General features: G+C 77.4%; 14 protein-coding genes, 1 pseudogene and 1 riboswitch. Of the genes and pseudogenes, 8 read left to right on the top strand and 7 right to left on the bottom strand.

Going from position 1 to position 19,623, the window contains the following annotated elements; all coding sequences use genetic code 11:
* Window positions 1–87: 87 nt before the first annotated feature.
* Window positions 88–237, bottom strand: a riboswitch (cyclic di-AMP (ydaO/yuaA leader).
* A gap of 159 nt (window positions 238–396) precedes the next feature.
* The gene (gene gdhA / locus LY71_RS07610; protein ID WP_106276356.1) at window positions 397–1,746 is read right to left on the bottom strand and encodes an NADP-specific glutamate dehydrogenase; all 1,350 of its coding nucleotides are present in this window, start codon (window positions 1,744–1,746) and stop codon (window positions 397–399) included.
* 109 nt (window positions 1,747–1,855) lie between these two features.
* On the opposite strand from gdhA, the gene LY71_RS23700 reads away from it, so the two are divergent.
* Window positions 1,856–2,377, top strand: coding sequence for an ArsC/Spx/MgsR family protein (locus tag LY71_RS23700; RefSeq protein WP_211297216.1), 522 nt, complete (start codon window positions 1,856–1,858; stop codon window positions 2,375–2,377).
* Window positions 2,378–2,422: 45 nt separating this feature from the next.
* The gene (locus LY71_RS07600; RefSeq protein WP_106276355.1) at window positions 2,423–3,820 is read left to right on the top strand and encodes an MFS transporter; all 1,398 of its coding nucleotides are present in this window, start codon (window positions 2,423–2,425) and stop codon (window positions 3,818–3,820) included.
* On the opposite strand, the gene LY71_RS07595 is transcribed toward LY71_RS07600, so the two are convergent.
* The 3 genes from LY71_RS07595 to LY71_RS07585 are packed head-to-tail and all read right to left on the bottom strand — an operon-like array spanning window position 3,817 to window position 7,046.
* Entirely contained in the window at window positions 3,817–5,475 is a 1,659-nt protein-coding gene (locus LY71_RS07595) for a bifunctional 3'-5' exonuclease/DNA polymerase (protein WP_106276354.1), read from the bottom strand. The genes LY71_RS07600 and LY71_RS07595 overlap by 4 nt on opposite strands.
* Before the next feature lie 49 nt (window positions 5,476–5,524).
* Complete coding sequence (locus LY71_RS07590; RefSeq protein ID WP_106276353.1) at window positions 5,525–6,469, bottom strand: phosphoglycerate dehydrogenase; 945 nt, start codon at window positions 6,467–6,469, stop codon at window positions 5,525–5,527.
* Between the two features lie 43 nt (window positions 6,470–6,512).
* Window positions 6,513–7,046: a helix-hairpin-helix domain-containing protein gene (locus LY71_RS07585; protein ID WP_106276352.1), complete on the bottom strand. Its 534-nt coding sequence runs from the start codon at window positions 7,044–7,046 to the stop codon at window positions 6,513–6,515.
* Window positions 7,047–7,124: 78 nt separating this feature from the next.
* Between LY71_RS07585 and LY71_RS07580 the strand changes: the two genes are divergently transcribed.
* The 5 genes and pseudogenes from LY71_RS07580 to LY71_RS07560 all read left to right on the top strand — a co-directional run.
* Window positions 7,125–7,718 carry a sugar O-acetyltransferase gene (locus LY71_RS07580; RefSeq protein ID WP_106276351.1) on the top strand — a complete coding sequence of 198 codons (594 nt, stop codon included), beginning with the start codon at window positions 7,125–7,127 and terminating at the stop codon, window positions 7,716–7,718.
* The gene (locus LY71_RS07575; protein ID WP_106276350.1) at window positions 7,715–8,269 is read left to right on the top strand and encodes a TetR/AcrR family transcriptional regulator; all 555 of its coding nucleotides are present in this window, start codon (window positions 7,715–7,717) and stop codon (window positions 8,267–8,269) included. The genes LY71_RS07580 and LY71_RS07575 overlap by 4 nt, the downstream gene beginning before the upstream one ends.
* A 23-nt stretch (window positions 8,270–8,292) precedes the next feature.
* Window positions 8,293–9,498 carry an MFS transporter gene (locus tag LY71_RS07570; RefSeq protein ID WP_106276349.1) on the top strand — a complete coding sequence of 402 codons (1,206 nt, stop codon included), beginning with the start codon at window positions 8,293–8,295 and terminating at the stop codon, window positions 9,496–9,498.
* A gap of 35 nt (window positions 9,499–9,533) precedes the next feature.
* Window positions 9,534–10,553: an alpha/beta hydrolase gene (locus tag LY71_RS07565; RefSeq protein ID WP_211297199.1), complete on the top strand. Its 1,020-nt coding sequence runs from the start codon at window positions 9,534–9,536 to the stop codon at window positions 10,551–10,553.
* Between the two features lie 132 nt (window positions 10,554–10,685).
* A pseudogene (locus LY71_RS07560) lies at window positions 10,686–11,882 on the top strand (carboxylesterase family protein); the annotation flags it as partial.
* A 16-nt stretch (window positions 11,883–11,898) separates the two neighbouring features.
* On the opposite strand, the gene LY71_RS24425 reads toward LY71_RS07560, so the two are convergent.
* Together LY71_RS24425 and LY71_RS07550 are read right to left on the bottom strand one after the other, a co-directional pair.
* Window positions 11,899–13,623 carry a serine/threonine-protein kinase gene (locus LY71_RS24425; protein WP_281261593.1) on the bottom strand — a complete coding sequence of 575 codons (1,725 nt, stop codon included), beginning with the start codon at window positions 13,621–13,623 and terminating at the stop codon, window positions 11,899–11,901.
* A gap of 260 nt (window positions 13,624–13,883) precedes the next feature.
* A complete protein-coding gene (locus LY71_RS07550) occupies window positions 13,884–17,258 on the bottom strand; it encodes a pyruvate carboxylase (RefSeq protein WP_106276348.1) in 3,375 nt (1,124 codons plus the stop codon).
* Window positions 17,259–17,361: 103 nt separating this feature from the next.
* On the opposite strand from LY71_RS07550, the gene LY71_RS07545 reads away from it, so the two are divergent.
* Complete coding sequence (locus tag LY71_RS07545; protein ID WP_106276347.1) at window positions 17,362–18,327, top strand: NADPH:quinone oxidoreductase family protein; 966 nt, start codon at window positions 17,362–17,364, stop codon at window positions 18,325–18,327.
* A gap of 21 nt (window positions 18,328–18,348) precedes the next feature.
* Here LY71_RS07545 and LY71_RS07540 read toward each other — a convergent pair whose 3' ends face one another.
* Window positions 18,349–19,560 (bottom strand): HNH endonuclease signature motif containing protein, encoded by a 1,212-nt coding sequence (locus LY71_RS07540; RefSeq protein WP_425433023.1) that lies wholly within the window; start codon window positions 19,558–19,560, stop codon window positions 18,349–18,351.
* Window positions 19,561–19,623: the final 63 nt, after the last annotated feature.

The raw sequence follows: 19,623 nt of genomic DNA, 5'->3' as shown, positions 1-19,623 counted from the left end.
CGGTCAGCTGCGCGGGGGCGCCGGCGTCCGGGAGGACCGGAGAGGCGGGGGTGCGGCAGGGCAGGCGCGCGCCATCGGGCGGCTCTCCGTTCTTCCGATGGCCGCCTACCGGGTCAGCTGACGGGTTCGGGCGGGAAGCGGCCCTACCTCCCCCGGCGCGTGGCCAGGAGGGGATTCACCCCAGTGGTGCGGTGGGTCCCCGGCTCGCCCCGGAGGGCGACTCGGCGGCGTCCGCCGGTCTCCCCCGTCGGGGGACGTGTCGGCCGGTCGGACGACGCCACGCTACGTGCGTTATCGATTCGTGACAACGAGTCGACACCGTTCTCGTCGAGTGATCGTCGTCGCCCCCCTGGCGATCGACGGCCGGAGGGGGGAGCCGGCCGCCGATCCGGGAGCTCAGACCAGCCCGTGGGCGTGCACCGCCTCGGCCACCTCGAGGAAGCCGGCCACGTTGGCGCCGAGCACGAGGTCACCGGGCGAGCCGTACTCCTCGGCGGTCTCCGAGCAGCGCGCGTGGATGCCGCGCATGATCTCCTCGAGCCGCGCCTCGGTGTGCTCGAAGGTCCAGCGGTCGCGCGAGGCGTTCTGCTGCATCTCCAGCGCCGAGGTGGCCACCCCGCCGGCGTTGGCCGCCTTGCCGGGGGCGAAGGCGATCCCGGCCTCGCGGTACACCCGGACCGCCTCGGGGGTCGAGGGCATGTTGGCCCCCTCGACGACGTAGCGGCAGCCGTTGCGGGCGAGGACGGCGGCCGCGTCGCCGTCCAGCTCGTTCTGCGTGGCGCTGGGGACGGCGACGTCGCACGGGACGTCCCAGATGCTGCCGCCCTCGACGAAGGACGCCGACGGCACGCGCTCGGCGTACTCGGCGATCCGCGCCCGCTCGACCTCCTTGACCTGCTTGAGGACGTCGAGGTCGATGCCCTTCTCGTCGACGACGTGGCCGCTGGAGTCCGAGCAGGCCACCACCGTGCCGCCGAGCTGGTGCACCTTCTCGATGCCGTAGACGGCGACGTTGCCCGAGCCGCTGATGGTGACCCGCTTGCCGTCGAAGGACTCCCCGGCCGCCTCCATCATCGCCGCGGCGAAGAACGCGGCGCCGTAGCCGGTGGCCTCGGTGCGCACCAGCGCCCCGCCCCAGCCCAGGCCCTTGCCGGTGATGACCCCGGACTCGTAGCGGTTGGTGATCCGCTTGTACTGGCCGAACAGGTAGCCGATCTCCCGGGCCCCGACGCCGATGTCGCCGGCCGGCACGTCGGTGTACTCGCCCAGGTGCCGGTAGAGCTCGGTCATGAAGGACTGGCAGAAGCGCATGACCTCGGCGTCGGAGCGGCCCTTGGGGTCGAAGTCCGAGCCGCCCTTGCCGCCGCCGATCGGCATGCCGGTGAGCGCGTTCTTGAACACCTGCTCGAAGCCCAGGAACTTCACGATCCCGATGTCGACCGAGGGGTGGAAGCGCAGGCCGCCCTTGTACGGGCCGAGCGCGGAGCTGAACTCCACCCGGAACCCGCGGTTGATGTGCACCTCGCCGCGGTCGTCCTGCCAGGGCACCCGGAAGACGACCTGCCGCTCGGGCTCGCAGATCCGCTCGACGGTCTTCATCTCGAGGAACTCGGCGTGGCGGGCCAGCACGACGGCCAGGGAGTCGAGCACCTCGCGGACGGCCTGGTGGAACTCCGTCTCCCCCCTGTTGCGCCGCAGCACGTCCCCGTAGATCCGCTCCACCACCGCCGTGACGTCGGTGCCCATCGGTGCGCCTCCTCGCGTCCCCGGCGGTTCCCGACGGTCCGGTTCCGCTCTGCCGGAACGGTGGCAGAGTCCGCGGCGGCCCTCCACCCCGGGGTCCTAGGGTCGGGGCGTGGAGGTCTGGTTCAACCCCGCGTGCTCCAAGTGCCGCACCGCCCGCGACGAGCTCGACCGGGCCGGCGTCGGGTACACGCTGCGCCGCTACCTCGACGACCCGCCGACCGAGGACGAGCTGCGCGCGGCGCTGGCCGCGCTGGGGCTGCAGCCGTGGGACGTCACCCGGATGTCCGAGCCGCTGGCCCGGGAGCTGGGCCTGCCCGACGCCCCCCGCGCGACCTCCGACGACGCCGACGCCTGGATCCGGGTGCTCGCCGGGCACCCGCGGCTGCTGCAGCGCCCGATCGTGCTCGCCGACGACGGCCGCGCCTGGGTCGCCCGCGACGGCGGCACGCTCACCGAGGTGGTCGCCGCCGCGCGCGGCACCGGGGAGATGGACCCCCGCGACCCGGACACCCTGTACGCCGCGGGGCCGGTGGCCGCCGAGCCGCCGGCCGACGACCGGCCCGAGCGGTCCCCGCTGCGCGACTCGGGCGGCACCGGGCCGGGGCCCGACGACCTCGACCAGCTGCTCTGACCCGTCCCTGGTTGCTGTTCGCAACGACCTGGGACCCTGGCAGACGTGGCACCCCGCTCCCCCCGCGCCCTCGTCGCGACGCTCGTCTTCGTCGGGACGGTCGTCGCCGTCATCAGCAGCCTCGGCGCACCGCTCGTCCCGGCGGTCGCCGCGGCCACCGGTGCCGCGCTGCCCGACGCCCAGTGGTCGCTCACCGTCACGCTCCTGGTCGGCGCGGTGGCCACCCCGGTGGTCGGCCGGCTCGGCGACGGGCCGCAGCGGCGGCGGGTGGTCCTCGCCGTGCTCGCCGTCGTCACGCTCGGCGGCGTGCTCGCCGCCCTCCCGCTGGGCCTGGGCTGGCTGGTCGCCGGCCGGGCGCTGCAGGGCGTCGGGCTGGGCCTCACGCCGCTGGCCATCGCCACCGCACGGGAGGCGCTGGCCGGCGAGCGCTCCCGCTCCACCATCGCCGCGCTGTCGGTCACCGTGGTGAGCGGCATGGGCCTGGGCTACCCGCTCGCCGGGCTGGTCGCCGAGGTGGGTGGGGTGCACACCGCCTTCTGGGCCGGGGCCGGGGTGAGCGCCGCCGCGCTGGTCGCCGCGGCCGCCGTCCTCCCCACCCCGGCCGCGGCCCGCGGGCGGCGGCTGGACGTCGTCGGCGCCCTGCTGCTCGGCGCCGGGCTGGGCGGGCTGCTGCTCGCGCTGGCCGAGGTCGAGACGTGGGGCCCGGCGTCGCCGCTGCTGTGGGCGCTGGCCGCCGCGTCGCTCGTGGTGCTCGCGCTGTGGGTCGCCTGGGAGCTGCGCACCGCCGAGCCGCTGGTGGACCTGCGGCTGGCCCGCGGCCGGGTCGCGCTGACCGCGCACTCCGCGGCCCTGCTCGTGGGGCTGTCGAACTACCTGCTGCTGGCCGCGGTGCCGGTCATCGCCCAGGCGCCCCGGGCCGAGGGGGCCGGCTTCGGGACGTCGATCGTCGTCGCCGGGCTGGCGCTGCTGCCGTTCTCGGCGGCCAGCGTCGTGGGCGGGCGGCTGGCGCGGGTGGTCGCCGACCGCGCCGGGCAGACCCGCGTGCTGCCGCTGGCCGCGCTCGCGCAGGGCGGGGCGTTCGTGCTGTTCGGCCTGCTGCGCACCGACCTGTGGCAGCTGTTCGCGGTCATGGCGGTGGCCGGGCTGGGCGTGGGTGCGGCGTTCGCGGCGCTGCCGGCGCTGGTGGTCGCGGCCGTCCCGCCGTCGGAGACCGGCAGCGCGACGAGCCTCAACCAGGTGCTGCGCTACGTCGGGTTCAGCGTCGGCAGCGTGCTCGCCGCCACCGTGCTGGCCGCCGCGACGCCCGCCGGCGGGGGCTCGCCCGCCGCCGGGGGCTACACCGCGCTCGCCGTCGTCGGCGTCGGGATCTGCCTGCTCACCGCCGTCGTCACCGGGCTGACCGGCCGTCCCGCGCCGGCCCGGGAGGCCGCCGCCGCCCGTTAGCCCGCGTCGGCCCACGAGCGGACGACGGCCACGTCGAGCGGGAAGTCGACCGGGGAGCCGCCGAACAGCAGCCGGCCGGCCGTGGCCGCGGCGGCGCGCACCGCGGCGGCCACCTCCTCCGCCCGGTGCTGCGGGGTGTGCACGACGACCTCGTCGTGCAGGAAGAACACCAGGTGCGGCCGCTCGGCGGGCGGCCCGTCGCCCAGCCGCCACAGCCGGTTGCGGAGGTCGGCCAGCCAGCACAGCGCCCACTCCGCGCCGGTGCCCTGGACGACGAAGTTGCGGGTGAACCGGCCCCAGGCCCGGCGGGCGCGGTCGCGGTCCTCGCGCGGGCCGTCCTCGACGGGTGGCTCGCCGAGGTCGGCCCCGCGCTGCGCCCACGCGCCGGCCGGGGGCGGGGAGCCGCGGCCGAGCAGCGTGGCCACCACCTCGCCGCGCTCGCCGGCCCGGGCGGCCTCCTCCACCAGGCCGATGGCGCGGGGGTAGCGGCGGGCCAGCCGCGGCAGCACGCGGCCGCTCTCCCCGCGGGTGCCGCCGTACATCGCGCCGAGCACGCCGAGCTTGGCCTCCGCCCGGGTGGCCACGGCGCCGCCGGTCACCATGCCCTGGTACAGGTCGGCCGAGCGCGCCGCCTCGGCCATCGCGGTGTCGCCGCTCATCGCGGCGAGCACCCGGGGCTCGAGCTGGGCGACGTCGGCGACCACGAACGCCCAGCCGTCGTCGGCCACCGCGGCCGGGCGGACCTGCGCGGGCACCGACAGCGCGCCCCCGCCCTGCGCCGACCAGCGCCCGGTGACCACGCCGCCGGGCAGGAACGCCGAGCGGAAGCGGCCCGCGCGCACCCAGGTCTCCAGCCACGCCCAGCCGTGCGCGGCCAGCAGCCGGGCCAGCCGCTTGTACTCCAGCAGCGGCGCCACGACGGGGTGGTCGACCTGCTCGAGCGTCCACGAGCGGGTGTCGGCCACCGGCAGCCCGGCGACCTGCAGGGCCCGCAGCAGCTCGCCCGGCGAGTCGGGGTTGAGCGCGGGCGCGCCCAGCGCCGTGCGCACCTCCGCGGCCAGCCGCTCCAGCACCGGCGGCCGGGCGCCGGCCGCCGGGCGCGGGCCGACCAGGTCGGTGAGCAGCCGCTCGTGGACGTCGGCGCGCCACGGCAGCCCGGCGGCGGTCATCTCCGCGGCGACCAGCGCGCCGGAGGACTCGGCGGCCAGCAGCAGCTCCAGCCCGGCCCGCCGCGGCGAGGCGGCCAGCGCGGCCTGCTGGCGGTCGTGCTCGGCGGCGGGGTCGAGCCGGTCGGCGGGGTCCGCGAGCGGGAACAGCGCGTGCTCGGCGGCGGTCACCGGCTGCAGCGCGTCCCAGCCGGCCGCGTCCTCCCCGGCCAGCAGCGCCCGGTCGGCGAACGGGGACCGGCGCAGCACGGCCCGGGCCAGCCGCAGGTCGGTGCAGCGCTCGACGCGGACCCCGGACTCCAGCAGCGCCGGGTACCAGCGGGTGGTGTCGTCCCAGACCCAGCGCACCGGCGCCGGCGCCCGCTCCCGCGCGGCGACGAGGGACGCGAGCTCGCCAGCGGGCAGCCGGACGACCTCGGCCGGCCCGCCGTCGGGGCACCGCCGCGCCTCGACGGCGTCCCCGCGGCGGCGGAGGACGATCCGCTCCACCCGCCCAGTGTCGGCGAGGGGTGCGACGGTCCCCGGGGCGACGCGCCCGTCAGTCCCGCGGGACCACGTTGCGCAGCTCGCCGCCGGCCACGAAGGCGGCGAGGTTGGCGGCGAGGAGCTCGTCGGCGCCCACCGGCCGGCCGCCGGCGGCGTGCGGGGTGAGCAGCAGGCCGGGTGCGTCCCACAGCGGGGAGTCGCCCGGCAGCGGCTCGACGTCGGTGACGTCGAGGGCGGCGCCGCCGATGCGCCCCTCGCCCAGCGCCGCGACGAGCGCCGGCTCGTCGACCGTGGAGCCGCGGCCGACGTTGACCACGAGGGCGTGCCGCGGCAGCGCGGCCAGCCGGTCGGCGTCGAGGGCCCGGGCGGTGTCCGGCGTCGACGGCAGGATCATCACCAGGACGTCGGTGTGCGCCAGCTCGTCGGTCAGCCGGTCCTCGGCGACGACGGGGAAGCCGTTGCGCTCCCCCGGGCTCCGGGCGACCCCCCGCACCGACGCGCCCAGGGCGCGCAGCACCGGCGCGAGCGTCTGCCCGATCGAGCCGAAGCCCCACACGAGCACCCGCGCGCCGATGAGCGTGGTCACCGCGCCCTCGGGGTGCAGCGGCTGCAGGCCGCCGAGCTCGCGGGCCCAGCGGTGCTCGGCCTGCGCGGCCAGGGCGGCGGGCAGGCGGCGCAGCAGCGCGAGCACCAGGGCCAGGGCGTGCTCGACGACCGGGCCGTCGTGCAGGCCCGCGCCCGAGGTGACGACGACGTCGTCGGGGAAGCCCGCGGCGAGCACGACGTCGGGCCCGGCGGCGAGGGTCTGCACCCAGCGCAGTCGGGGCATCCGCCCGGCGACGGCGCGCAGGTCCGCACCCGCGTTGCCCCAGACGACGAGGGCCTCGGCGTCGCGGTGCTCCTCCGGCACCGGGGCGGCGACCGGGTAGCGCACCGCCTCGACGCCCTCGGGCAGCGCCGGGTCCAGCGGCATCGAGTCGGGCAGCAGGATCTTCACGCGGTCGGGCCTCCGTCGCTCGGTGCGGGCGGGTGCGGGCGCCTCAGCCGAGGAGGCGGCGCACCGTGCGGACCGGCTGCTGCACCCACCAGCGGGCCACGCGCAGGCCGAACCGCCAGAGGTCGGCCCACTCGGCGGGCCGGGGCGCCGCCTCGGGCGGCTCGCCGGCGCCGGACCGGCCGGCCTCGGGCACGGGCGCGGGCGCGGGGCCGGGGTCGCCGGGCGGCGGCGGGTCGCCCTCGGTCGCGGGCACCAGCAGGTCGAGCGCCGTCCGCCGCTGCGGGGAGCGCAGCGACTCGAACGACGGGATCGCCGGCGCGGCCGGCCCCGCGTCCTCGGGCTCCGGCGGGGCCCCGGCGCGGGGCAGGCGCGCGGGCGGCTCGGGGACGACGGCGCGGATGGCGGCGATCGTGCTGGGGCCGAGCCCCGGGATCGCGGCGAGCTCGCGGCGGGTGAGCGCCGCGAGGTCGGCGACGTCGGTCACGCCCGCGCGCGCCAGCGCCGCCACCGCCCGCCCGGGGAGCTGGAGGTCCTGCACGCTCCGCCCGGACCGGTTGCCCGGCGACCTGGTGACCATGGCCTCCGACCCTAGCGCCGCCCGCCTCCGCCGTGTCCTCCCGCGTGACCGGCCGCGTCGTTGTGTACGGTCGTTCCTATGACTGCGCCCGACCCCGCCGACTCCCGGACGATGCGCGAGCGGATGCTCGCCGGTGACCTCTACGTCGCCGACGACCCCGAGCTCGGTGAGGCGAGCGCCCGGGCGCTGGACCTGGTGGACGCGTACAACGCGACGACGGTCCGCCAGGGCCCGCTGCGCCGCCGGCTGCTCGAGGAGCTGCTGGGCGCGGTCGGCGAGGGCACCGAGATCCGCCCGCCGCTGTACGTCGACTACGGCAGCTCCCTCCGCGTCGGCGCCCGCTGCTTCGCCAACGTCGGCCTGGTCGCCCTCGACGTCGCGCCGATCACCATCGGCGACGACGTGCAGATCGGGCCGAACGTCCAGCTGCTCACCCCCACCCACCCGGTCGAGCCCGAGCCGCGGCGCGCCAAGTGGGAGGCGGCCGAGCCGATCACCATCGGCGACAACGTGTGGCTCGGCGGCGGTGCCATCGTGCTGCCCGGGGTGACCATCGGCGAGAACACCGTCGTCGGTGCCGGGGCGGTGGTCACCCGGGACCTGCCGGCGGACGTGGTGGCGGTGGGCAACCCGGCCCGCGTCGTGCGCACCCTGGACCCGGCCGCGCGGTGAGCGCCCCGGCCCGGCGGGCGCGCCGGCACGACCCGGGTCGGCGCGACCGGCTGGTGGACACCGCGCTCGACGTCATCGCCGAGCAGGGCGTCACCGCCGCCACCCACCGGGCCATCGCGCGGGCGGCCGACGTGCCCCTGGGCTCGCTGACCTACCACTTCGCCTCGCTCACCGAGCTGCTCGCCGCGGCCTTCACCCGGCACGTCGACACCGTCGCCGAGCGGTTCGACGAGCGCATGCGCGCCGCACCCGACCGGGCGGCGGCGCTCGAGGTGCTCGTCGAGCACCTGACCGGCGACCTGCTGGGCTCCCCGCGCGACCTGGTGCTCGCCGTCGAGCTCTACGTCGCCGCGGCCCGCGACCCGGCGCTGCGCGCGGTCACCCAGGACTGGATGGCGCGCAGCCGCCGCAGCCTCGAGCGCCACCTCGACCCGGTCACCGCCCGCGAGCTCGACGCCCTCGTCGAGGGGCTGGTGCTGCACAGCGCGCTGTCCACCGACCCGATGACCCCCGACCAGATCCGCTCCGCGCTCACCCGCCTCGCCGGCTGAGCCGCCGTCCCCAGGAACCCACCGTGTCCCTCGCTCCCCCGGCCGTCGACGCCCGCCTGCGCCGCGCCCGCGCCGCCGTCGCCACCTGCTTCTTCCTCAACGCCGTCTTCTACGCCGGCCTGGTGCCCCGGCTGCCGGAGGTCAAGGCCCATCTCGGCCTGAGCAGCACCGCCCTGGGCGCGGCGCTCGCGGCCCTGCCGCTGGGCGCGCTGCTGGCCGGGCTGTCGTCGGCGGCGCTGATCCGCCGGTTCGGCTCCGGCCGGGTCGCCTCGGTCGGCCTGGTGCTGCTGGGCGCCACGGTGTGGACGGTGTCGGTGGCGCCCCACTGGCTGGGCCTGGCGGCCGCGCTGCTGGTGGTCGGCGCGCTCGACGCGGTGGTCGACGTCGCGCAGAACGCCCACGGCCTGCGCGTGCAGCGGCTCTACCAGCGCTCGATCCTCAACGCCTTCCACGGCGTCTGGAGCATCGGCGCGGTGGCCGGCGGGCTGCTGGGCTCGGCCGCGGCCGGGCTGGGCGTGCCGCTGGTGGCGCACCTGGGCGCCTCGGCGCTCCTGTTCGGTGCGGTGGCGCTGGTCGTGTCGCGGGCCGTGCTGCCCGGCCGCGACGAGCCCGAGACCGTGGACGGCGTCCCGGCCGCCGGCCTCCCGCCGGAGCGGCCGCGCCGGCGGGCCGCCGTCCCGGCGCTCGCCGTGCTCGGCGTGCTGGCCACCTGCGGCGCCGTCGTCGAGGACGCGGGGTCCTCGTGGAGCGCGCTGTACCTGCGCACCGAGCTCGGCGCCGGCGCGGCCGTCGCGGGCCTGGGCTTCGTCGCCCTGTCGGTCGCGATGACCGTCGGACGGCTGACCGGCGACCGCGTCGTCGACCGGTTCGGCCAGCGCCGGGTGGCCCGCGCCGGCGGCGCGCTCACCGCCGCCGGGACGGGCCTGGCCCTGGCGCTGCCCTCGGTGCCCACCACGCTGGCCGGCTTCGCGCTGGCCGGCCTGGGCGTGGCCACGCTGGTCCCGGCCGTCTACCAGGCCGCCGACGAGTTGCCCGGGCTGCGGCACGGGACGGGACTGACGGTGATCAACTGGCTGCTGCGGATCGGCTTCCTGGTCTCCCCGCCGCTGATCGGCGCGGTGGCCGACGCGACCAGCCTGCGGGTGGCCCTGGTCGCCGTCGTGCTGGCCGGGCTGGGCACGCTGCTGCTCGGGCGTTCTCTGCCGGGACGGCGGACCGCGGGCAGCTGACCGGCCCGGTCCGCGCCGCCGCTACGGTCCCTGCGGTGAGCACCCGCACCCCGCGCCGGCCGGCCACCGTGGCCGCGCTCGCCGCGCTGACCACCGCCGTCGTCCGCCGCGCCCGCACGGTGCGCGCCGTCCCGCCCGGGCTGCGGACCCGCGACCTGTGGCTGCCGCTGGGCATCGGCTCCCGGCTCGAGCTGCAGGTGGCCCGGCGGCTGTTCCTGGGCCCCACCGAGCCGGTCGAGGGCGTCGAGGTGTCGCGGCAGGACGTCCCCGGCGGACAGGACGTGCTGGTCCACCGGCCGGCCGCGCCCACCGGCGGCGCGCTGCTGTGGGTGCACGGCGGCGGCACGGTCATCGGCCGGCCCGAGGGCGACGCCGACCTGTGCAGCCGGATGGCCCGCGACCTCGGGGTCGTGGTCGTCAGCGCCCGCTACCGGCTGGCGCCCGAGCACCCCTTCCCGGCCGCGCTCGACGACCTCGCCGCGGCGCTGCGCCACCTGCACGCCAGCGCCGCCGGGCTGGGGGTGGACCCCGCTCGCGTCGCGGTGGGCGGGGCCAGCGCGGGCGGCGGGCTGGCGGCCGCGCTGGCGCAGCGGGCGCACGACGAGGGGGTCCCGGTCGCCTTCCAGCTGCTCGTCTACCCGATGCTCGACGACCGCACGGTGCTGCGCGGCTCCCCCGGCCGGCGCGGCCGGCTGGTGTGGACGCCGCGGTCGAACGCCTGGGCCTGGACCGCCTACCTCGGGCACCCGCCCCGCGCCGACGAGCCCCGCCCGTACGCCGTCCCGGCCCGCCGACTGGACCTCTCCGGGCTGCCGCCGGCCTGGATCGGCGTCGGCGACCTCGACCTGTTCCACGACGAGGACGTCGCCTACGCCCGCCGCCTGCAGTCGGCCGGCGTCCCGGTGCGGCTGCACGTCGAGCCGGCGATGTACCACGCCGCCGAGGTGGAGCTGCACACCAGCGCGCCGGCCATGCGGGCCTTCCAGCAGCGCGTGTTCGACGCCCTCGCCGCCGGCCTCGGCACGGGCACGCCGACGGCGACCCCCGCGGCGTGACCGGGACGGCCACCGCACCGCGCTTCGCCTGCCCCGCCGGGACGTTCACCGGCCGGCGCGCCGACGGCGTGCTGCGGGCCACCGGCATCCGCTACGCGCGGGCCGCGCGGTTCGCCCGCCCCGTGTGCCGAGCCGCCCGCGACGGGGGCGGTCGAGGCGACCGCGTGGGCGCCGGCCTGCCCGCAGCCGGAGGCGCCCGAGCTCGAGCAGCTGTTCGTCGAGCCGATGGGCGAGCTCGTCGTCGACGAGGACTGCCTGCGGCTGTCGGTGACCGTGCCGGAGGACGCCGGCCCCGACGCCGGCCTGCCGGTCCTCGTCTGGGTGCACGGCGGCTCGTACGTCAACGGCGCCGGTGACGCGCCGATGACCGATCCGGCGGCGCTGGTGCGCGAGCAGCGGGTCGTCGTCGTCACCGTCACCTACCGGCTGGGGCTGCTCGGCTTCCTCGGCGCGGACGGCGACCGGCCGGCCAACCTCGGCCTGCTGGACCTGCTGGAGGCGCTGCGCTGGGTGCGGCGCAACGTCGCCGGCTTCGGCGGCGACCCGGGTGCCGTGACGCTGTTCGGCGAGTCCGCCGGCGGCGACGCCGTGGCCCACCTGATGGTGGCCGAGGGCGCCCGGGGGCTGTTCCGCCGCGCGGTCGTGCAGAGCGCCCCGTTGGGGCTGTCCCGCGGCCGGGCCCGGATGAGCGCGGCGATGGCCGCCGAGGCCCGCCGGGTCGGTCCGGGTGTCCCGGTCGAGGAGGTGGTCGCCCACCAGGCGCGGGTGGCCGCGCGGGTGCGGCGGCGGCACGGCCTGGCCGCCGCCATGCCCTTCGGCACCCAGTACGGGTTCGCACCGCTGCCCGCCGAGGACGCCCTCGCGGCGGCGTGGGCGGAGGCAGCGCCCGAGGTCGACCTGCTGGTGGGCACCACCAGCCGGGAGGTCGCCTTCTTCGTGCCGCTGGTGCCGGCCGCCGGGCGGCTGGCCCGCGTCCCGGTGGTAGGCCGGGCGCTGGTGGAGGCGGCCGTCCGCGTGCTGACGTGGCGCATCTACGGCCGCGACGCCGACCGGTTCGCCCGCCGGCACCGCCGGGCCGGGGGCCGCGCCTCCCGCTACACGCTGTCCTTCGGCCCGCCCGGCGCGCCGACCACCGGCGCGCACGCCACCGACCTGCCGCTGCTCTTCCCGCACCGGCCCACCTGGGAGGGGTCCGCGCTGCTCGCCGGCACCCCCTGGGCCGACGTCGAGGCGGCCGGCCGGGTAGTGCGCCGGGTGTGGGCGGACTTCGCCCGCACCGGCGAGGTGCCCGCCGACCCGGCGCCGTTCCTGGCGGTCGACGCCGGCTGACGCCTGCCGGGACCCGTCAGCCGGCGGCGGTCGCCGGCTCCCACGGGGACCGGCGCCCGTCGTCCTCCGGGGTGCCGCCGCTGGTGCCGGGGGTCGGTCCGCCGTCCGGCGCTGTGTCACTCGGCACGGTGTCGGTCGGTGCCGTGCCGGTCGGTGCCGTGTCCGTCGGGGCGCTCCCCGTGGGCGTCGACCCGGTCGGGGCCGCGTCCGTGGGCGTCGTGTCCGTGGGCGTCGTGTCCGTGGGCGTCGCGTCCGTGGGCGTCGTGTCCGTGGGTGTCGACTCCGTGGTCGCCGCGTCCGTCGGCGCGGTCCCGGTCGTCGCCGCCTCCGTGGGCGCGGTCTCCGTGGGCGCGGTCTCCGTCGGTGCGGTCTCGGAGAGCGGTGCCGCGGGCGCGGTGTCCGCCGGCGGTGCCTCAGCCGACGGCTCCGGCGCGGGTGCCGGCGCGTCCTCGGCCGGCGCAGGCTGCTCCTCGGGCGCGGGAGCGGGCGGCGACGCGGCGACGGTGACCTCCACCCGGTCACCGGTCCCCAGCGCCCGGCCGGCCGGGTCCAGGGCGGTCACGGTGCCGGGGTCGGCGTCGGCGGTGACCTGCGCGGTCTGGCCCACGGTCAGTCCGAGGTCGGCGAGGTCGGCGGCGACCTCCTCGACCGGGCGGCCGACGTACGCGGCCGCGTCCAGCACCACCGTGTCCTCGGTCGGTGCCCCCCGCGCGGACGACGGAGCCGCCGCCGCGGCGACCGCGCCGTCGCCGTTCCCCAGCCCGCCGGCCAGCGCGACCGCGCCGCCGCCGAGCAGCACGACGGCCAGCACCGCCAGGGCCACCAGCAGCCGCCGGCGGGCGCCCCGGTCGTCGCCCGCGGCGGACGGGACCGGCGGGGTCGACGGCGCGGCGGACGGCGACCCGGTGACGGTCTCCTCGATGGCGTGCAGGAAGGCGTCGCCGTCGGGCAGCCGCTCGCGCGGGTCCTTGGTGAGCGCCGCGTCGATGAGGTGCCGCACGCCCGGCGGGACGTCGGCCGGCAGCGGCTCGGGGTCCTCGCGCACCTGCTTGAGCGCGACGGTCACCGGGTTGGTGCCCTCGAAGGCGGGGTGGCCGGTCAGCGACTCGTAGCCGACCAGGCCCAGCGCGTAGACGTCGCTGGCCGGGCTGACCCGCCGGCCCTCGGCCTGCTCGGGCGACATGTACTGCGCGGTGCCGATGACCTGCCCGGTCCGGGTGAGCGGCACGCTCTCGGCCGACCAGGCGATGCCGAAGTCGGTGAGCTTCACGCCGCCGTCGGGGCGGACCAGGATGTTGCCGGGCTTGACGTCGCGGTGCACCAGGCCGGCACGGTGCGCCTCGGCCAGCCCGGCGGCGGCCTGGGAGAGCACCGACAGCGCGGCGTCCGGGGGCAGCGGACCCTCCTCGCTGAGCAGCGCCGACAGCGGCGCTCCCTCGACGAGCTCCATCACCAGGTACGCGACGTTCTCGCCGGTGTCGGCGGCCTGCGTCTCCCCGTAGTCGAGGACCGCGGCGATGTTCGGGTGGCTCAGGGCGGCGGCGTGCCGGGCCTCGGCGCGGAAGCGGGCGAGGAACGTCGCGTCGTCGGCGTACTCGCTGCGCAGCACCTTCACCGCGACCGTCCGGCCGAGCAGTCCGTCCCGGCCGCGCCAGACCTGCCCCATGCCCCCGGTGGCGATGAGCTCCTGCAGCTCGTAGCGGCCGCCCAGGATCTGCCGGCCCCTCTCGACCGTCGTCACACTCGGCTCCGTCCCGTGCTGGTGCCGCGGAGGAGTCCCCCGCCCCGTCGGCCCTCCACCGGAGGGCACCGTCACGGATCGCGCGGGTGTCCACGGTCCGCCGTGGCGGTCGGCCCACCCGCCCCAGCGGGACGGTTGTGCCCCACGACATTGCCCGGCCCCGACCTGGCTGAACCACCCGGTCCGCTGCCGACCGGACACACCGGGGCCTCCGGTGACCGACGGTCGCCGACCGGCGACCGGCCGCGCCGGGACGGCGCTCAGCCCAGCACGACGAGCAGGTCACCGCCCTCCACCTGCTGCACCCGGCCGATGGCCAGCCGCTCGACGGTCCCGGCGACCGGGGCGGTGATCGCCGCCTCCATCTTCATCGCCTCGATGGTGGCCAGCGGCTGCCCCGCCTCGACGCGGTCACCCTCGGCCACCGACAGCGTGACCACCCCGGCGAACGGCGCGGCCACCTGGCCGGGCACCGAGCGGTCGGCCTTCTCCGCGGCCTTCACCTGCGCGTCCACCGACCGGTCGCGCACGCTGACCGGCCGCAGCTGCCCGTTGAGCGTGCACATCACGGTGCGCATGCCGCGCTCGTCGGGGTCGGAGACGGCCTCGACGCCCATCAGCAGGGTGACGCCGGGCTCGAGGTCGACGGCGTGCTCGTCGCCGGGCCGCAGTCCGTACAGGAACTCCTTGGTCGGCAGCACCGACACGTCGCCGTAGGACTCCTCGTGCGCCCGGTGCTCCCGCGTCGGGCCGGGGAACAGCAGCCGGTTGAGCGTCGCCCGCGGGTCCTCGGCCAGGCCGCGCTCGTCGTCGGCGGAGAGGTCGGCCGGCGGCTCGGCGGGACGGCGGCCCTCCAGCGCGCGGGTGCGGAAGGGCTCGGGCCAGCCGCCGGGCGGGTCGCCGAGCTCGCCGCGCAGGAACCCGATGACCGAGTCGGGCAGGTCGTACTTCCCGGGGTCGGAGGCGAAGTCGTCCACCGAGACGCCGGAGCCGACCAGCTGCAGCGCCAGGTCGCCGACCACCTTCGACGACGGGGTGACCTTGACCAGCCGGCCGAGGAGCCGGTCGGCGGCGGCGTAGGCGTCCTCGACCTCCTCGAACCGCTGGCCCAGGCCCAGCGCGATCGCCTGCTGGCGCAGGTTGGACAGCTGCCCGCCGGGGATCTCGTGCCGGTAGACCCGGCCGGTCGGGGCGGCGAGCCCGGACTCGAACGGCGCGTACACCCGCCGCACGGCCTCCCAGTAGGGCTCGAGGTCGTTGACCGCGGCGAGCGAGAGCCCGGTGGCCCGCTCGGTGGTGTCGGTGGCCGCGACGATCGCCGACAGCGGTGGCTGGCTCGTCGTCCCGGCCATGGAGGCGACCGCGCCGTCGACCGCGTCGACGCCGGCCTGCCAGGCGGCGAGCAGGGTGGCCAGCTGCCCGCCGGCGGTGTCGTGGGTGTGCAGGTGCACGGGCAGGTCGAACCGCTCGCGCAGCGCCGTCACCAGGGTGGCGGCGGCCGGTGGGCGGAGCAGGCCCGCCATGTCCTTGATCGCCAGCACGTGGGCACCGGCGTCGACGATCTGCTCGGCCAGCCGCAGGTAGTAGTCCAGCGTGTACAGCGTCTCGCCGGGGTCGGACAGGTCGCCGGTGTAGCACAGCGCCACCTCGGCCACCGCCGTCCCGGTCTCGCGGACGGCGGTGATGGCCGGGCGCATCTGGGCGACGTCGTTGAGCGCGTCGAACACCCGGAAGACGTCGATGCCGGTGGCCGCGGCCTCGCGGACGAAGGCGTCGGTGACCGCCTCGGGGTAGGCGGTGTAGCCGACGGTGTTGCGGCCGCGCAGCAGCATCTGCAGGCAGACGTTGGGCACCGCCTCGCGCAGCGCGGCCAGGCGGTCCCACGGGTCCTCGTGCAGGAACCGCAGCGCCACGTCGTAGGTCGCGCCGCCCCAGCACTCCAGGCTGAACAACTGCGGGACCGTGCGGGCGACGTGCCCGGCGACGGCGAGCAGGTCCTTGGTGCGCACCCGGGTGGCCAGCAGCGACTGGTGCGCGTCGCGGAAGGTGGTGTCGGTGACCGCCAGCTCCGTGCGCCCCCGCAGGTCGGCGGCGAACGCCTCCGGCCCCAGCTCCAGCAGCCGCTGCCGGGAGCCGTCCGGCGGCGCGGTGCGCAGGTCCACCCGCGGCAGCTTCTGCACCGGGTCGACCAGGTGCGGGCGCTCCCCGTGCGGCTTGTTCACCGTGACGTCGGCGAGGTAGGTGAGCAGCCGGGTGCCGCGGTCGGCGGAGCTGCGCGCGGTGAGCAGCTCAGGCCGCTGCTCGATGAACGACGTCGTCACCCGGCCCTCGGCGAAGTCGGGGTCGTCGAGCAGCGCCTGCAGGAACGGGATGTTGGTGGCCACGCCGCGGATGCGGAACTCGGCCACCGCCCGCCGCGCCCGGGCCACGGCCGTGCCGAAGTCCCGCCCGCGGCAGGTCAGCTTGACCAGCATCGAGTCGAAGTGCGCGCCCACCTCCGCGCCCAGCGACGAGCCGCCGTCCAGCCGGATGCCCGCGCCGCCCGGCGAGCGGTAGGTGGTGATCCGGCCGGTGTCGGGGCGGAAGCCGTTGGCCGGGTCCTCGGTGGTGATCCGGCACTGCAGCGCCGCCCCGCGCAGCCGGATGGTGTCCTGCGACAGGCCGAGGTCGGCCAGGCTCTCCCCCGCCGCGATCCGCAGCTGGCTCTGGACCAGGTCGACGTCGGTCACCTCCTCGGTGACCGTGTGCTCCACCTGGATGCGGGGGTTCATCTCGATGAACACGTGCCGGCCCTCGCGGTCGAGCAGGAACTCCACCGTGCCGGCGTTGACGTAGCCGATGGCGCGGGCGAAGGCGACCGCGTCGGCGCAGATCCGCTCCCGCAGCTGCGGGTCGAGGTTCGGCGCCGGGGCCAGCTCGACCACCTTCTGGTGCCGCCGCTGCACCGAGCAGTCCCGCTCGAAGAGGTGCACGACGTCGCCGTGGGCGTCGGCGAGGACCTGCACCTCGATGTGCCGCGGGTCGACCACGGCCTGCTCGAGGAACACCGTCGGGTCGCCGAACGCCGACTCCGCCTCGCGCATCGCCGCCTGCACCGCCGCGGGCAGCTCCGCGGGGTCCTCCACCCGGCGCATGCCGCGCCCGCCGCCGCCGGCGACGGCCTTGACGAACACCGGGAACGGCAGCGCCTCCGCCGCGGCCACCAGCGCGTCGACGTCGTCGCCGGGCTCGGTGGAGGCCAGCACCGGCAGCCCCGCCTCCCGGGCGGCGGCGATGGCGCGGGCCTTGTTGCCGGTCAGCTCCAGCACCGAGGCCGGCGGGCCGACGAAGGTGATGCCGGCGTTCGCGCACGACTCGGCCAGCTCCGGGTTCTCCGAGAGGAACCCGTAGCCGGGGTAGACGGCGTCCGCGCCGGCCCGCCGCGCGGCCCCGACCACCTCCTCGACCGAGAGGTAGGCCCGCACCGGGTGCCCCTCCTGGCCGATCTGGTAGCTCTCGTCGGCCTTGAGCCGGTGCACGGAGTTGCGGTCCTCCCACGGGAAGACCGCCACGGTGCCGATGCCGAGCTCGTAGGCGGCACGGAACGCGCGGACGGCGATCTCGCCGCGGTTGGCGACCAGGACCTTGGTGAACACGGGCTTCCTCCGGGTGTCGGGGTCCGGGGGCAGCCTTCCAGAGGCCGCCGCGGCACGTCTGACATCCTCGCGGTCCCGGTTCCCGGACCCCTCAGGAGGACGCGTGCGCGCCGCCCGGATCGCCACCCTCGACGGCCCCTCGGCCATCTCCGTCGCCGACCTGCCCGAGCCCGACGGCGCGGGCAAGGTCGTCGTCGACGTGCACGTCGCCGGCGTGACCTTCCCCGAGGTGCTGCTCAGCCGCGGGCAGTACCAGGTCAAGCCGCCGCTGCCGTTCGTACCGGGCAGCGAGGTGGCCGGGGTCGTGCGCAGCGCCCCGGAGGGCAGCGGTTTCACCGCCGGCCAGCGGGTGGCGGCCTTCCCCGGCTTCGGCGGCTTCGCCGAGGTGGCCGCGGCCGACCCGGGCTTCGTCTTCCCGCTGCCCGACGGTGTCTCCTTCGAGCAGGGCGCCGCGCTGCCGATGAACTACCTGACGATGCACTTCGCGCTGCGCCGCCGCGGGCAGCTGCGCGAGGGCGAGACCGTGCTGGTGCACGGCGCCGCCGGTGGCCTGGGCACGGCCGGGATCCAGCTGGCCAAGGCGTACGGCGCGCGGGTGCTGGCGGTGGTCTCCGGCGAGGCCAAGGGTGAGGTGGCCCGCGCCGCCGGCGCCGACGAGGTCGTCCTGGCCGACGGGTTCCGGAACCGGGTCAAGGAGCTCACCGGCGGCCGCGGGGTCGACGTCGTGGCCGACCCGGTGGGCGGCGACCGGTTCACCGACTCGCTGCGCAGCCTCGCCCGCGAGGGCCGGCTGCTGGTGCTCGGCTTCACCGGCGGGGAGATCCCCACGGTCAAGGTCAACCGGCTGCTGCTGAACAACGTGTCGGTGGTCGGCGTCGGCTGGGGCGCCTTCTGGTCGGGCGAGCCCGGCTTCGTGCAGGAGCAGTGGACCGACCTGCTGCCGCTGCTGGAGCAGGGCCGCCTGCAGCCGGTGCTCGGCTCGGTGCACGACCTCGCCGACGCCGCGGCCGCCGTCACCGAGCTCGAGGAGCGGCGCGCCACCGGCAAGGTCCTGCTGCGCGTGCGCTGACGCGGGTCGGGCCGCCGGGCGTCAGAATGGCGGCGGGTCGCCGTCGGGGTCGGCCGGGTCCTCCGCTGGTGGGCCCGTGTCGTCCGGCGGCGCCTCCTCGGCCGGTGGCGGTCGCACGCCGGGTGGTCGGGTGGTCCGCGTGATGCCCGACGGGGTGGTCACGGTGAGCACGCCGTCGGCGGTCAGGGTGAAGCGCCAGCCGTGGGCGAAGGTCGTGAGCCGGTGGTGGCTGCGGCACAGGCAGCACAGGTTGGCGCAGTCGGTGGCGCAGTCGGTGGCGCCGCCGCAGGCGTGCGGGACCACGTGGTCGGCCTCGGCCCACCCCGCGCGTTGGCCGCAGCCGGGGAACCGGCAGGTGCGGTCGCGGGTGTGGATGAACGTCTGCTGCGCAGCGGAGGGTGCGTAGCCATCGACCGTGGTGGGTCGGTCGAGGACTCGGCACTCGCACTCGGCGTCGGGGTGCGTGGAGCAGCCGCGGCGGGCCAGGCGCCGCACGTGCTCCAGCGAAGTCGTCGCCCGCAGCGCGCCGTCGTCGTCGGTCAGCGCCAGCGTCACCGATCCGCCCACGGGTGTCCGCAGACCCAGCCCGTCGAGGGCGCGCAGCAGGTCGCGGAGCTGGCCGACGGTGATCGGCAGGCCGTTCACCTCACCGGCCTCGCCGCTGCGGCCGGTCAGGGCGCTGAGCGTGGCGATGAGCTGCAGGTGCGCCGTCACCGGCGGCCGCGAGTCGTCCCAGGGTCGCTGGATGAGATCAGCCAGGACGGCAGCGCGCAGTTGGCCGATGGGGCGGCCGTCGCCGTCCTTCCTCAGCAGGACCGCGAGCTGGTCGACCAGGTCGGAACAGGCCGCCGCCACCGGCGCCGGCAGGTCCGCGGCCAGCGTGGACATCCCCTCCCGAGCGGAGGGGTGGACGCGCACGTCGGCCTGCCGCTCCGCGTCCTCGCGCCGGGCATCCACCGCGTCCGCATCGACAGCGAGCAGCGCGGCCACGGCCCGCTTGCGCAGCATGTGCGTCGTCCAGCCGGCGGCTCCGGGCAGCAGCCGGGACTCCACCTGCCGCGCGACAGCCGGGTCGGTGTGCTGCAGCACGTCGACGAGCACCGTCGCCCGGGCCTCCCCCAGGGCACCGTCGGCCAGGGCCGCCCAGGTGCCGGGCAGGGACTCCCGGTAGATCCACGCCCGCTGCGCGAGCAGCGACGCCGACCGGCGCCCGCAGTCGAGGACCATCGCCAGCTCGGCGGGGGAGAACTCGCTGACCCCGGGCAGCTCCGGATCCGGCGCCCACGACCCCCGCCG

Origin of the sequence: Geodermatophilus tzadiensis (assembly GCF_003002915.1) — a bacterium.
Lineage (GTDB): Bacteria > Actinomycetota > Actinomycetes > Mycobacteriales > Geodermatophilaceae > Geodermatophilus > Geodermatophilus tzadiensis.
The sequence above is the reverse complement of the archived record's forward strand: the minus strand, read 5'-3'. Positions and strand labels throughout refer to the sequence as shown.

Excerpts from the sequence above, each read along its gene's own strand:
- gdhA (WP_106276356.1), bottom strand. The coding sequence starts at position 1,746 with ATGGGCACCGACGTCACGGCGGTGGTGGAGCGGATCTACGGGGACGTG.
- LY71_RS07585 (WP_106276352.1), bottom strand. The coding sequence starts at position 7,046 with ATGGTCACCAGGTCGCCGGGCAACCGGTCCGGGCGGAGCGTGCAGGAC.
- LY71_RS07580 (WP_106276351.1), top strand. The coding sequence starts at position 7,125 with ATGACTGCGCCCGACCCCGCCGACTCCCGGACGATGCGCGAGCGGATG.